Origin of the sequence: Cyanobium sp. Maggiore-St4-Cus (genome assembly GCF_024345615.1) — a bacterium.
Lineage (GTDB): Bacteria > Cyanobacteriota > Cyanobacteriia > PCC-6307 > Cyanobiaceae > Cyanobium_A > Cyanobium_A usitatum.
Genome location: NZ_JAGQBL010000013.1, coordinates 16499 through 29167, shown reverse-complemented (window position 1 = coordinate 29167; position 12669 = coordinate 16499). Strand labels below are relative to the sequence as shown.

General features: G+C 65.6%; 13 protein-coding genes and 1 other RNA gene. 5 read left to right on the top strand and 9 right to left on the bottom strand.

What is annotated here, in order from left to right; all coding sequences use genetic code 11:
- Window positions 1–15: 15 nt before the first annotated feature.
- Window positions 16–663: an NAD(P)H-dependent oxidoreductase gene (locus KBY99_RS11905; protein ID WP_254999260.1), complete on the top strand. Its 648-nt coding sequence runs from the start codon at window positions 16–18 to the stop codon at window positions 661–663.
- Window positions 664–671: 8 nt separating this feature from the next.
- Here KBY99_RS11905 and ssrS read toward each other — a convergent pair.
- The 4 genes from ssrS to KBY99_RS11885 form a co-directional block, all read right to left on the bottom strand.
- A non-coding RNA gene (gene ssrS, locus KBY99_RS11900) (6S RNA) lies at window positions 672–853 on the bottom strand.
- 15 nt (window positions 854–868) lie between these two features.
- Window positions 869–2041, bottom strand: coding sequence for a 5-(carboxyamino)imidazole ribonucleotide synthase (locus KBY99_RS11895; protein WP_254999259.1), 1173 nt, complete (start codon window positions 2039–2041; stop codon window positions 869–871).
- Between the two features lie 69 nt (window positions 2042–2110).
- Window positions 2111–3049 carry a hypothetical protein gene (locus KBY99_RS11890; RefSeq protein ID WP_254999258.1) on the bottom strand — a complete coding sequence of 313 codons (939 nt, stop codon included), beginning with the start codon at window positions 3047–3049 and terminating at the stop codon, window positions 2111–2113.
- 63 nt (window positions 3050–3112) lie between these two features.
- Entirely contained in the window at window positions 3113–4003 is an 891-nt protein-coding gene (locus KBY99_RS11885) for a carbohydrate ABC transporter permease (protein WP_254999257.1), read from the bottom strand.
- A 37-nt stretch (window positions 4004–4040) separates the two neighbouring features.
- On the opposite strand from KBY99_RS11885, the gene aroB reads away from it, so the two are divergent.
- Window positions 4041–5144 (top strand): 3-dehydroquinate synthase, encoded by a 1104-nt coding sequence (aroB, locus tag KBY99_RS11880; protein ID WP_254999256.1) that lies wholly within the window; start codon window positions 4041–4043, stop codon window positions 5142–5144.
- On the opposite strand, the gene KBY99_RS11875 is transcribed toward aroB, so the two are convergent.
- The 4 genes from KBY99_RS11875 to KBY99_RS11860 form a co-directional block, all read right to left on the bottom strand.
- Window positions 5141–6451, bottom strand: a complete 1311-nt coding sequence (locus KBY99_RS11875; RefSeq protein WP_254999255.1) for a Rieske 2Fe-2S domain-containing protein — start codon at window positions 6449–6451, stop codon at window positions 5141–5143. The genes aroB and KBY99_RS11875 overlap by 4 nt on opposite strands.
- A 64-nt stretch (window positions 6452–6515) precedes the next feature.
- Entirely contained in the window at window positions 6516–7328 is an 813-nt protein-coding gene (locus KBY99_RS11870) for an ABC transporter permease (protein WP_254999338.1), read from the bottom strand.
- Window positions 7325–8059, bottom strand: coding sequence for an ABC transporter permease (locus KBY99_RS11865; protein ID WP_254930774.1), 735 nt, complete (start codon window positions 8057–8059; stop codon window positions 7325–7327). The genes KBY99_RS11870 and KBY99_RS11865 overlap by 4 nt, the downstream gene beginning before the upstream one ends.
- Window positions 8060–8109: 50 nt before the next feature.
- Window positions 8110–9102: an ATP-binding cassette domain-containing protein gene (locus KBY99_RS11860; RefSeq protein WP_254999337.1), complete on the bottom strand. Its 993-nt coding sequence runs from the start codon at window positions 9100–9102 to the stop codon at window positions 8110–8112.
- 95 nt (window positions 9103–9197) lie between these two features.
- On the opposite strand from KBY99_RS11860, the gene KBY99_RS11855 reads away from it, so the two are divergent.
- Entirely contained in the window at window positions 9198–9893 is a 696-nt protein-coding gene (locus tag KBY99_RS11855; RefSeq protein ID WP_254999253.1) for a DUF4079 domain-containing protein, read from the top strand.
- 67 nt (window positions 9894–9960) lie between these two features.
- A complete protein-coding gene (locus tag KBY99_RS11850; protein WP_254999251.1) occupies window positions 9961–10659 on the top strand; it encodes an SDR family oxidoreductase in 699 nt (232 codons plus the stop codon).
- Here KBY99_RS11850 and KBY99_RS11845 read toward each other — a convergent pair.
- Entirely contained in the window at window positions 10619–11797 is a 1179-nt protein-coding gene (locus KBY99_RS11845; protein ID WP_254999248.1) for a class I SAM-dependent methyltransferase, read from the bottom strand. The genes KBY99_RS11850 and KBY99_RS11845 overlap by 41 nt on opposite strands.
- A 47-nt stretch (window positions 11798–11844) precedes the next feature.
- Here KBY99_RS11845 and KBY99_RS11840 point away from each other — a divergent pair, with 47 nt between their 5' ends.
- Window positions 11845–12666, top strand: coding sequence for a TPM domain-containing protein (locus KBY99_RS11840; protein WP_106501610.1), 822 nt, complete (start codon window positions 11845–11847; stop codon window positions 12664–12666).
- Window positions 12667–12669: the final 3 nt, after the last annotated feature.

Below are 12669 nucleotides of genomic sequence, written 5' to 3'. Positions count from 1 at the left end.
TGTCGCCACCCCACCATGCCGATCTCCCCCCAGCAGCTCAATGGGGCCATGGCCTGGCGCTACGCCACCAAGGTGTTTGACCCCAGTCGCCGCATTGACGACACCACCTGGGCCGCCCTGGAGGACGCCCTCGTGCAAAGCCCATCGAGCTATGGCTTGCAGCCCTGGAAATTTCTGGAGATAAACGACCCCGCCCTGCGCCAGCAGCTGCGCCCCGAGTCGTGGAACCAGAGCCAGATCACCGACTGCTCCCATCTGGTGGTGTTCCTGGTGCAACGCCAGATCGGCGCCGCCGAAGCCGATCGCCTAATCGAAACGATGGCAGCCGTTCGCGGCCTCGATTCAGCCGCCCTGGCCACCTACCGCCAGATGATCGATGTCGACCTGATCAATGGCCCTCGCAGCCAGCAGATCGACCGCTGGGCAAGCAATCAGGTGTACATCGCCCTGGGCACCTTCATGACAGCTGCTGCCCTGCTCGAAGTGGACACCTGTGCCATCGAAGGCTTCGATCCGCTTGCTTACGACCGCATTCTCAACTTGGCAGACTCGCCCTACCGCAGCTGTGTGGTGTGTGCGGCTGGCTATCGCGACAGCAGCGATAGGTACGCCTCACTGGCGAAGGTTCGCTACGCCCCCGCCGAACTCATCGAGAGGCGTTGATTTGAAAGGGGTGGACCGCCGTGCCGTTTTGCCCCAGTGTTCGACCTGGTGGAACCAGAAGAGGGTCAAGGACGGGGCGCCGTTTCCGACTACGAGGCCGGTTTACGTTGCTTCCGCTGCAGACCCCCATGTCGAAAAGGGAGTCAGATCAGAAAACTGTAAAAGGCAGTCACCAACAAGGCAGTCCTCTGGAATACTAGACCGATTACGGGTTTTGCGGGGGCAGGGGCCAGATTGATCTGACCCGCTCTAAAAGCTGCTCCGCCTGGCCAGCCCGTTCCCCAGCTGTGACCCCGTGCAGCAGCAGGGTGACATGACCAAGTTTGCGTCCTGGACTGGAGCCCTCCTTGCCGTACCAGTGCACCGTGGCCTCCGGTATGGCTGCCAGATCATCCCGCTTAGCCTGGTAGTCGGCTTCCGAACTTTCAAAGCCCAACAGATTCACCATTAGTGCCCCCGGCACCTGCAGCTCTACAGACCCCATCGGCAGGCCAGCAACGATCCTCACCTGCTGCTCGAACTGGCTTGTATGGGCTGCCTCAATCGTGAAATGGCCGGAATTGTGGGTGCGGGGGGCGATTTCATTAACCTGCAAACCGCCCGGGCCATAAAAAAGCTCAATGGAGATCACGCCCACGTAATTGATCGCCGTGAGCAGGGAAGCGGCGATATTGCGGGCATAGGCCTGCACCGCATGGGGCACTGAGGCCGGCGCCAGCACCCAGTCGCATACCTGCTGGTGCTGGTTGGTCTGCACCAACGGATAACAGCGCACGTTGCCAGCCCGGTCGCGGCAGGCGAGCTGGGAGAGCTCCTGCTCAAAATTGACAAACTCCTCAAGAATCCAGTCGCCTAGGGGCACCCTTGCCAGCAGGGCCGTGAGATCTTCAGGGCAGCGCAACACGGCTGTCCCCTTGCCGTCGTAGCCGCCGGTGGAGGCCTTGGCCATCAATGGGTAGTTGAAGCCTTCAGGCAACAGGCCACTGGTGGGCAGATCACACCAGCGCGGGCAAGGCAGCCCCCGATCCTGCAGCAACTGTCGCTGGCCCCGCTTACTGACTAGGGGAGCGAGGGCCTCCAGGCTTGGCAGAAAGACGACTCCGTCAAAACTGAGCGGCGCCAGGGCCGGCAGGTCTACCCATTCGTTTTCAAAGGTGATCGCGCCACTGCGGCGCGCCAGCTCCCGGGTGGCCGCCACATCGTCGAGTTCAGCCAGCACCACACTGCTGGCAAGGGCAGTGGCGGGATCCTGAGCCCCTGGTGTCAAAACATGCAGGGGCACATTGAGCTTGCGGGCAGCGGCGGCAAGCATCAAGGCCAATTGGCCGCCACCAACTACACCGATAGCAACTGCAGCGCTAGCAACTGGCTCAGTCACAGGGTTGGCACCAGTCACAGGGTTGGCACCAGCCACGGATCTTGGAACTCGCCGCGTGCACCGTATGAATCAGGAAGCCCCGTTGAACTCGTACCAAGCCACAAGCAGCTGATAGGCAGCATTGCGGCGGACCCAAAGCCTGGAGTCACCACCCTGATCTGGATGCCAATCCATCACTTTACGGCGCCAGGTAGCGCTCACATCTTGCCAACCGCTGCCTGGTAGTACTCCCAGCTCTTCGCAAGCCTCTCGGTAGCAACTCAGGAAGGCATCGGGACCGGTAGCGGCTGTTGGGGCGGCAGCCACAAAAGCTGGCGCGCCCTGCTCCAAAAGGTCCACCACTGCCTGGGCTTGCTTGCTGGCCTGAACCGCCGCCGCCAGCTGCTGGCGGGCCGTATCCATCTGAGCCGCCAGGGTGCCGGCCAGCTTCTCCACCTGGCGTTGGGCTTGCTGGGCCTCCACCAACTGGACGGCCGCCAAAGCACGGCTGGTGTCGGCTGTTTGGGTAACCAGATCGCGGCGCAAGTTGGCCTCTAACTGAATGTGAGCCTGCTTGGCGGCAGAGAGCTCAGCCTGCAAAGCCCTAATTTTTGCGCCCGCATGGGCTGCGGTTCGGTCCTGTTCGCCCTGGAGCGACTCCAACGCTGCCAGTGCCGCCGCCGCCTCGGCGCGAGCCTGGGCCAGCTGCTGGCTAGCTCCCTCATCAACCCTGGCTAGGGAGGCCTGGGCCGACTGGGTGGTGCGCTGCGACTGCTCCAGCGCCCGTCCCCGGGCACGAGCCCCAGCCTTAGGGGAGCGCAACCACACCACACCAAAAGCGGAAAACACCAGTGGCGAAACCAGCACCCAGTAGGTGTCGTTGCTGAACTCCTGGTTTCCCTCGCGGGCGGCCTGCTGGCCCCGCATCAGGATCAGTAGAAACAGCACCACGCCCAGCCCAAGGCTGAACAGGCCCAACATCTGGCGCTCGCTGAGTCTGGAGCGGGGTTTGCCACCGGAGGAAGTCATGGCCTTCATTTCAGGCGGCTGAACCCTAGGCAGGCTTCCGGGACTGGTCTAGTAACAGGCTCTTCAAGTGAGGCCGCGATCACCGGCGAAGAGATAGCGCACCAAACTCAGCATCAACACGATTAAAAACAGTGCCAAACCAATCGTGCAGGCGTAGCTGATCTCGAGCTCAGCAAAAGCCTGGTCGTAGACGTAGTAAACGAGGGTGCGGGTCGAATCGGCAGGGCCACCTTGAGTCATTAAATACACCTCTTCGAACACCTTGGTGGCCGCAATTGCGGAAATAACCGCCACCAGGGTGATGTAGGGCCGCAGCAGCGGCAGGGTGATATCTAGGTGCTTGCGCAAGCCCTCACTGCCATCGAGGGCCGCCGCCTCGTAGAGATCGGGGGAGATGCCCTGGAGCCCGGCCAGAAAGATCACCATGTAGTAGCCGAGGCCCTTCCAGAGGGTCACGAGCATCACCGACGGCAGGGCTAGTAGCGGCGAGGTGAGGAAACCGATGGGATCGAAGCGGCTGCCCAACAGGGCGGTGAGCCAGCCGTTTATTAGGCCGTTTTCGGCATAGATCCAGCGAAAGGCAATGGCCGCCACCACGATCGACACCAGCACCGGGGTGTACAGAGCACCGCGAAACCAGTGGATCCCAGGCAACTGGCGGTTGACCAGCACGGCCAGGGCCAGGGCGCCGACCACGATCGGGGGCACCACTCCCAGCAGATACAAAAAGGTGGTGCCGGTGACCCGGAAAAACATCGGGTCGGCCAGCAGGCGCTGGATATTGGCCAGGCCAACGAAGCGCAGCGGCTCGCTGACATCGAGGCCGGCCTGGCTGAAGCTCATCACCAATGCCATCGCTGCCGGGATCAGCACCGACAGCCCGATCAGCACCAGGGCAGGGATCAAAAAGCCCCAGGCCGTTGCGGTGCGCTTGCGGAGATTTGCCTCGCTCATACAAGGCAAAGTACCTGGGCTAGATAATGATCGCCCTATGGATCTGCAAACGATCAGGGTGGAGCTGCAGGCTTCCCCTTACCCGGTGATCATCGGCTCGGCAGCCTTGCTGAGTCTGGGCGACCAGATTCGGGGCCTGGGCTTTAAAGCAGGAACCAAGGTGCTGCTGGTGACAAACGCTGTGGTGGAAGCCCATTACGGCGCCACTGCCCTGCAAAGCCTCAGCGAGGCTGGCCTCGATGCCAGCACCCTGGTGATCGAGGCGGGAGAAGATCAGAAAACCCCAGCCACCGTGGGCCTGATCCATAACGCAGCCTTTGCCCGCCGGCTGGAGCGGGGCTCGCTGATCGTTGCCCTTGGCGGTGGCGTAGTGGGCGACATGGCGGGATTTGCAGCCGCCACCTGGCTGCGAGGCATTGCCGTGGTTCAGGTGCCCACCACCCTGCTGGCCATGGTGGATGCGGCGATCGGCGGCAAGACCGGCGTCAATCACCCCGGCGGCAAAAACCTGATCGGCGCTTTTCACCAGCCGCGCCTGGTGCTGATCGACCCCAGCAGCCTTGCCACCCTGCCGGAGCGCGAATTTCGCGCTGGCATGGCCGAGGTGATCAAATACGGCGTGATCGGCGACCCCGAGCTGCTTGCCGACCTAGAGGCATGCGGCGCCCAGCTGGCCAGCTTGACCTCATTGCCAGCCGAGCTGCTGCAGCGAATCCTGGTGAAATCCGCCGCCGCCAAGGCGAAGGTGGTGGCCGCCGATGAACACGAAGGGGGCCTGAGGGCGATCCTCAACTACGGCCACACCCTGGGCCACGTGGTGGAGACCCTCTGCGGCTATGGCACCTACCTCCATGGGGAAGCCGTTGGCTTGGGCATGCTGGCGGCCGGCGAAATCTCCCTGGCCATGGGCCTGTGGAGCACCAGCGACCAGGCCCGCCAGCGGGCCGTAATCGCCGCCGCAGGTCTGCCGCTGGCCTGGCCAGCCCTCGATACCAACACCGTGCTGGCCTGCCTGCAGGGCGACAAGAAGGTGAGGGAGGGTCAGGTGCGCTTCGTGCTGCCCACCGGCATCGGCAGGGTTGAGATCCGCAGCGACGTCAGCGAAGCAACCATCCGCAGCGCGCTCGCCAGCTGCGCCTAGAGGGCGTTGCGTGGTGGGTGGCCGTCGCCGCGCAATAGCTGGCGCTCCCAGCGGTTTAGCTGCCGCAATAGCAGGGCGCTGCCGCCAAGCAGCACCAGCAGGGTCAACCGCGCCGGCAGCCCGGGCAGCCAGGCCGCCAGCAGCAGCTCCACCCCCAGGGCCACCAGCACTAACGGCCGCCAGCGGCGTATCTGCCGCAGGGCACCGGAGCAGGCACGGCAGTGGCGGGTGTGGCTGTCGTAGCGATCCATCAGGGCTGCCCGACCCAGCCGGGGTGGCAGGGCGGAGCCTGGGCATGGCTGGCCAGCAACATCTTTGACCCATTTGTGCAACGCCCGCACGTAGATGTCGGCGCCGGTGGGCAGAAAGCTCGCCTGGCTTTGAACCCGTTCCTGCCAGTGCAAAAACACCTGGTCGTCTTCGAGCACCGTGTGGTTGCCGATGTGCTGCAACCACACCGGCCGAGCCCGCAGCAGCAGCCTGGGCAACAGCGAGCGGAACTGAAATGGGAAACGGGCAAACAAGCGGCATTCCCCAGCCCGGATCGGCGTGGCATACACAACCGTGAGGAAGCGGGCAAATCCCTTCGCCGTGAGGTCGTGCCACATCAGGCCCGGCGCCTGAAAGGTGGTGAACTGGCTGCCGAGGCGCCCCCGGCGCGGGCCCTCGGGCCAAGTGGCGGTGAACCCCTCCGGCCCGAAACTGGTCAGCTCCGCCACCACCGGAGCGGCGTTCTGGCGCTTACCCACCGTGCGGTGGTGGGTGAAGGGCACATGGCTCACATCGAGCACGTTCTCCAGCAGGGTGAGGGCATCCATCGGCAGATCGCGGAAGGTGTCCTGCACCAGCCAGCCGGGTTCCTCGAGCAGGGGCACCAGCGGCAGGGGCACCGCCGCAGCCGCGGCATGGTCGCCGGCAAACACAAACAGCAGCCCCTGGGCGCTGGCTGTGGCGTAGCGGCGGCAGGAGCTGCGGGGGTTGGCGCCGATTGCGGCTTCGGCCTGGGGGATCGCGGTGCAGCTGCCCTGGGCGTTGAAACTCCAACCGTGATAAGGGCACTCCAGCTCACCCCTTTCGTTGAGACGGCCTTCACTCAAGGGCACGAGCCGGTGGGGGCAGACGTCGGCAAAGGCGCACCACTGCCGGCCTGCAGCGTCCCACCACAGCACCAGATCCATCTCCAGCAGGGTGAAGGCCGTAGGGCGGCGAGGGTCGAGATCCTGCAGATAGGCCACCGGATACCAACGCTGCAACCAGTGCTCCTCCCTGATGCTGGAGGTGGGATTGGCAGGAGCGGGGATCACCATGGGGTGCGGCAGCAACTGGGGAGAGCCGGTGGATCGATGATGGCGCGCTGACCCGCTGCTCCGCTCAACTAGAAGCCGAGGTGTAAAAGCGCTGGGCGTAGCGCCACAGCAGGCGACTGCCAGCCAGGCAAAGCCCGGCGGCCAGCAAAGAACCGAAAGCCCAGATGGCCGAACCCCGCCCCAGCAGCGCCTCGGCCGGCACGGTGGTGAGGAAGGCCACCGGCAGCACAAAGGTGAACAGCAACCGCAGCGCCGGCGGATAGGCACTCACCGGGTAGCGGCCAGCCACCAGGGTGTAGCGCAACACCTCGGTGGCATTCCACACCTTCACAAACCAGATGCTGAGGGCCGCCAACACAAACCAGAGGCTGTAGAGAATCACCAGGGCTGCAAACAGCAGCGCCAGGGAGAGCAGCACGGGCCCAGCCGCCGGCAGGCCGGATGGAGCCCCAGGCCCCCTGTTTAGTAACGCCCAAACGATCAAGCCAAGGCCAGCCAATATCCCTGGCAGCCCCCAGGGCGACACGGTGCGGGCCGACAGCCAGAACTGGCTATCAATCGGCTTGAGCAACACGTAGTCGAGGGTGCCGGTCTGCACGTGGTTAACGATGCGGCTGAGGTTGGGCTGCAACACGCAGGTGGTGAACCCATCCAGCAGCGTGTAGAGGCCCAGCACCACCAAAGCGCCACTCCAGCTCCAGCCCCCCAGCTGGGGCCCACCACCAAACAGCAGCTGCAGCACAAAGACGCTGCCTGCCAGGTTGCCCAGCACCGACAGCAGCTCGATCCAGGCATTGAGCGGATATTCGAGTTCGGCAGCCAGGGAGGTGCCCCAGAAGCAGCGCAGGCTGCGCCAGTAGCGCGCAAACTCCCTCACGCTCCCATCGCCGAGTAGCGGCGCAGGCCCGCCCGCCACAGCCAGTGGCCGATCGGCAGCAGCAGCAGGCACCAGGCGGCGATCGCCCCAAAACCCAAAGCCACATTCACTGGTTCGCCGGCCAGCAGCCGGGCGGGGAAGTCGACCATCCAGGGGAAGGGCGTGGCCAGGGCCAGCCGCCGCACCGCTGGAGGAAAGGTGTCCAGGGGTGCAACTATGCCCGATAAAAACAAATAGGGAATCATCAACAGCCGGTCGAGGGCCGCTGCCCGCTCACTCCAAAAACAAAGAGTGGTAACGAGCACCTGCAGCAGAAAGCGCAGCAGAAAGGCCGCCACAATCGCCAGAATTCCCAGCAGCAAAGCTCCCGCTGACGGCAGCCACAGCAAGCCGGGCGCCGCAAGCCCCACCACCAGCACCATCACGGCCACAAACGGGATTCGCGACGCCTGTTCACTGAAATGGGCCGCCAGGTATCGCCAGAGCGGCGAAAGCGGCTGCAGCAGGAAGGGCGACAGGCGGCCCTGCAGGGCGTCGTCTTCGAACACCTGAATCAGCCAAACCACCGTGAACTGGCGCACCACAAAGGCAGCCAGAAAGTAGTGGCTGAGCTGCTGGGGTGAGAGGCCAGCCGCCGCCGCCGCGCCCGAGCCGCTCCAGACGCCGAGCATGATCAAGGGCAACACCCCAGATAGCGCCCAGAGGGCGATCTCGGCCCGGTATTCGAGCATCAGCGCGTACTGACTGCCTAGCAGCGCCCGCGCCACCCGCCAGGCCCAGCTCACTGGGAAGCCTCGGAGTTTGAATCACGCTGGCGAAACAAACCGCCGATCAGCTCCTCCACCGGCGGATCACTCACCTCCAGATCCACCACCGCAAAGCGCTCCAGCAGCGCCGCCACCTGCTCGGCGAGCTGGGCCCGCGGCACCAGCAGCCGCACCAGGTGGCCCTGATGGGCCTCGAGCTGGCCGAAACCGGCAAAGGCCTCCGGTGGGTGGAGGTCGGCAAGCTCCAGCCGCACCTGGCGGCAGGGGGCCAACCGCTGGGTGAGATCGGCCAGGGAGCCATCGTGGAAGAGCTGGCCCTGGTGGATCAGCAGCACCCGCGGGCAGAGGGCGGTGATGTCACCCATGTAATGGCTGGTGAGCAGCACGGTGGCGCCGGTGCGGCGGTTGTAGTCGGCGAGGAAATCCCGCACCCGCGCCTGGGCATTCACATCCAGACCCAGGGTGGGCTCATCGAGAAACAACACCGCCGGCTCGTGCAGCAGGGCCGCCAGCAGTTCGGCCTTCATCCGCTGGCCCAGGGAAAGCTTGCGCATCGGTCGCCGCAGCTCCTGGCCCAGCTCCAGCATCTCGGCGAGTTGGCCTATGCGCCGCTGGGCCTCCGCCTCCGCAATGCCGTAGACCGCGGCATTAACCCGCAGCGAATCGAGGGCCGGCAGGTCCCAGATCAGCTGCTGGCGGTTGCCCATCACCAGGGTGATCTGGCGCAAGAAGCGGGCCTGACGCCGAAAGGGCTGGTGACCTGCCACCTCCAGCTCGCCGCCGCTGGGGTGGATCAGGCCGGTGAGCATCTTCAAAGTGGTGGTCTTACCGGCACCATTGGGGCCCAGGAAGCCAACGATCTCGCCCGGCTCGATCGTGAAGCTGATTCCATCCACCGCCAGCACATCGCGATGGCGCCGCCGCAGCAGATGCTGAATTGTGCCTGCCAGGCCAGGCTGCTTCTCGCTGATTCGGTAGGTCTTGCTCAACCCACTGGCGCGAATGATTGGCCCTGCCACAACGTTTTGCTATCAAGTGCACCGTAGGCAGCCAGCTGGGCTGATTAGGGTTTAGGCATCGGATCCCTTCAGCCTCCAAAACGATGACCAGCGTTGACTGGCTCTGGCTGCTACACCCCGCCCTTGCTGTAGCCCTGGTTTTTCCCCTGCTGGGCGCTGTCTTGCAGCTGGCCCTCCAGACCCGACGGCGCCGCCTTAACCCAGGCAAGGCGCCGGCAAGCTCCGGCAGCGAACACACCGCCTTGGGGCGCTGGCTCACCAGCTCGGTGGTGGCCATCCAGCTGCTTGCCTACGCGGTGGTGATCCTCACCCAGAAGCCCAGCCAGCTCGACGCCATGCGCAGCTCCCTGCTGCTGCTCGTGCTGGCTGGCAGCGTGCTGGCCCTGGTAGCTCTGTGGCGGGTGCGGCAAGCCAGCTACCGGGCCAGCTTTGCCCTGCTCTGCTGGATCGGGGTGATCGGCCTGGGCATGCAGCCTGAAATCTGGCGGCTCAGCGACAACCCCCTCGATCCAGCCTTCTGGCAATCCCATTTCTGGGGCGGCATGGGGCTCACCGGCTTGCTGCTCTTCTCCCTAGCGGCCCGTCCGGAGATCCTGCGCCAACTGCGCTGGCGGCGCCTGCACCTCAGCGCCAACGCCCTGGCGACCCTGATCTTTCTGGCCCAGGGGATCACGGGCCCGAGGGACCTGCTGGAAATTCCCCTGAGCTGGCAAAAGGCCACCATCTGGAGCTGTGACTTCAGCTTGCGCGTCTGCCCGCCCCTGGCCCCACCCGGCTGAAGCGCAGCCTGCTGCCAGCCAATCCCCCAAACGAGCAACATGGGGCTGTGATGGCTGAGATGCAGCAATGAGCCTGGTGGCAGTGACGGGAGCATCCGGAAAAACCGGTTGGCGGGTGGTGGATGAAGCCTTGAAGCGGGGCCTGGCGGTGCGGGCGATCGTGCGGCCCGGCTCGGTGCTTCCAGCGGCCCTAGCCGCAGCAGAGCAGCAAGGGCAGCTGGATGTGCGGCGTCTGGATCTCAATGCCACCGAGGCCTTGCACGCCGCCCTGAGCGGCTGTGACTCCCTGGTGATCGCCACTGGCGCCCGGCCATCAGTCGATCTGGCCGGCCCCCTCAAGGTGGATGCCTTCGGTGTGCGCGACCAGATCCGCGCCTGCCAGGCGGTGGGTCTGAAGCGGGTGGTGCTGGTGAGTTCGCTCTGCGCCGGTCGCTGGCAGCACCCCCTAAACCTGTTTGGCTTAATCCTGGTGTGGAAACGCCTGGGCGAGCGCTGGCTTGAAGAAAGCGGACTCGACTGGACCGTGGTGCGCCCCGGCGGCCTCAGCGAGGACGACAGCCGCAGCGAAAGGGAGGAGGTGGTTTTTTCCGGCCCCAACCAGCAGGAGAGCAGCAGCCTGCCCCGCCGCCTGGTGGCCCGGGTGTGCCTCGAGGCCCTGGAAACCCCGGCCGCCAGCGGGCGAATCATCGAAATCACCAGCAGTCCCACCCAGCAGCCCCAAGCCCTCAACCAGTGGCTGGAGGCAGCGATCCCGGCTCCCGGCTGAAGCTGGGCAGCACTGGGGCCACACCCCGGCCGTAGGCCAGCCAGCGGAAATCCCCCAGAGCCACCGGATCCACCAGCCGCAGCAGGGCCTCGCGCCTGGCCAGCACTGTGGCCAGCTCAGCCGGGGCCTCCTGCTGCAGCCCGTGCAGCCGCTCGGCCAAGCCCAGGGCGAGCAGGGCCTGACCCTGGCGGCACTGGCCCAGGGGCAGCCAGCCGCTGGCGGCGGCGGCGACATCGACGCTCTCAACACACAAATGGGCGGTGAGATCCCAGGCGCCTGGCTCCAGCAGCGGATCGCCGCTGGCCTGCTGGCCCCGATAAGCCATCAAGGTGCCGCCAGAGCGCTGGGGGGCGTAGTAGCGCCAGGCCTCCAAGGCGTAGTCGATCACCAGCAGCTGGCCCTCGGCCACGGCTGCGGCGCACTCGCCAAGCCAGGGGGCCAGGCCCGGGTGCAGCTCGCTGCACCAGCCGGAAGGGCGCTGGGGCGATGGGGGCAGGAGTCCGAGGGGCTCGAGTTGGGCGGCAGCTGCCGGCTCCAAGGGCCCGCCGGGCTCCAGCCGCAGCGAGAGCTCCGCCCCAGGGCCCTCGTGCAGCGCCACCATTTGCTGGCGCCAGAGCGCCCCGTCCCACTCGATCCGCTCCACCGCCAGGGCATCGAGCACCTCATGGGCGAGCACCACACCGCGCAGCGGTGATGCCGCCAGCTCGGCGAAGCTGGCCCAGCGACAGGGCAGGGGGCAGTCCTGCAGCAGGGCTCGCTGACGGGCCGCCATGCCCTCGTTGGGCTCCACCAGCACCAGCTCCAGGCGCTGCGCCAGCTGGGGCCAGCCAGCCACCAGGGCCTGGGCCAATTGCAGAGCCAAGCTGCCCTCGCCTGGCCCTGCCTCAACCAGGGCCAGGGGCCCGGGACCGGCCGCCAGAGCAGTGAGCCACTCGGCCAGCTGGGGTGCCAGCAGGGCGGCGAAATCGGGACCGAGGGAGGGAGCGGTGGCGAAATCACCCGCCGGGCCGATGCGCAGCCGGCCAGCCCCATAGGCGCCGTGCAACGGATCGTGCAACACCCATTCCATGTAGGTGCGGAAAGGCACCGCCCCGCCGACGGCCTCGAAGCGCTGCAACAGCCAGGGGGGCAAGCTCACGCTCAGACGCCTGCTCAGGGAGAATGCATCTTCGCTGAGGCTGGTGAATGGGTCGCGCTTGGAACGCCGTGCTGCCTGCGCTGGTGTCGCTGTTGCTGGTGTTGGCCTGCTGGCTGGGAGTGGGCATCGCGCCGGCCCAGGCCTACGACAACCCCGACCTCCTACCCGACCACCCCACCCCGGTGATCGACCTGGCCAAGGCCCTCACCGATGGTCAACGCATCAGCCTGGAAGAAAATCTCACTCGCTTCGAGGCCGATACCGGCTGGAAACTGCGGGTGCTCACCCAGTACGACCGCACCCCCGGCCAGGCGGTGAAGGACTTCTGGAACCTCGACGAACGCAGCCTGCTGCTGGTGGCCGATGAGCGCGGCGGCAACCTGCTCAACTTCAACGTGGGTGATGCCCTGTTTGCCCTGATGCCCCGCACCTATTGGGTGGAGCTGCAGACCCGCTTCGGCAACCAGTACTACGTGCGCGACAACGGCCAGGACGCCGCCATTGTCGATGCCCTAGCAGCGGTGGAGATTTGTTTGGAGCGGGGTGGTTGCCAGGTGGTGCCGGGCCTGCCACGCGAGCAGTGGCTGCTCACCCTCTCCACTTCCATGCTCGGCGGCCTGGTGGCGGGCTTCGCTTCCTACCCGCGCAAAGAGGGTCGCAAGGTGGAGTGGGCCTGGGTGCTGCTGCTCTCACCTTTGTGGCTGATCCTGTTTGGCGCCCTAGGGCTGGGCCCGATCCTGACCCGCACCAACGACCTGCTGCCGGTTGCCCGCAATACCCTGGCCTTCCTCGGGGCAGCTCTTGGCGCCTACCTAATCGCCGGAGCCACCGTGGGTAAGGCCAGGCTCAAAGATGCCGATCAGGGTTAGAAC

Coding starts and splice junctions, on each gene's coding strand:
- KBY99_RS11905 (WP_254999260.1), top strand. CDS start 16: ATGCCGATCTCCCCCCAGCAGCTCAATGGGGCCATGGCCTGGCGCTAC.
- KBY99_RS11890 (WP_254999258.1), bottom strand. CDS start 3,049: ATGACTTCCTCCGGTGGCAAACCCCGCTCCAGACTCAGCGAGCGCCAG.
- KBY99_RS11885 (WP_254999257.1), bottom strand. CDS start 4,003: ATGAGCGAGGCAAATCTCCGCAAGCGCACCGCAACGGCCTGGGGCTTT.
- aroB (WP_254999256.1), top strand. CDS start 4,041: ATGGATCTGCAAACGATCAGGGTGGAGCTGCAGGCTTCCCCTTACCCG.
- KBY99_RS11875 (WP_254999255.1), bottom strand. CDS start 6,451: ATGGTGATCCCCGCTCCTGCCAATCCCACCTCCAGCATCAGGGAGGAG.
- KBY99_RS11865 (WP_254930774.1), bottom strand. CDS start 8,059: ATGCTCGAATACCGGGCCGAGATCGCCCTCTGGGCGCTATCTGGGGTG.
- KBY99_RS11855 (WP_254999253.1), top strand. CDS start 9,198: ATGACCAGCGTTGACTGGCTCTGGCTGCTACACCCCGCCCTTGCTGTA.
- KBY99_RS11850 (WP_254999251.1), top strand. CDS start 9,961: ATGAGCCTGGTGGCAGTGACGGGAGCATCCGGAAAAACCGGTTGGCGG.
- KBY99_RS11840 (WP_106501610.1), top strand. CDS start 11,845: ATGGGTCGCGCTTGGAACGCCGTGCTGCCTGCGCTGGTGTCGCTGTTG.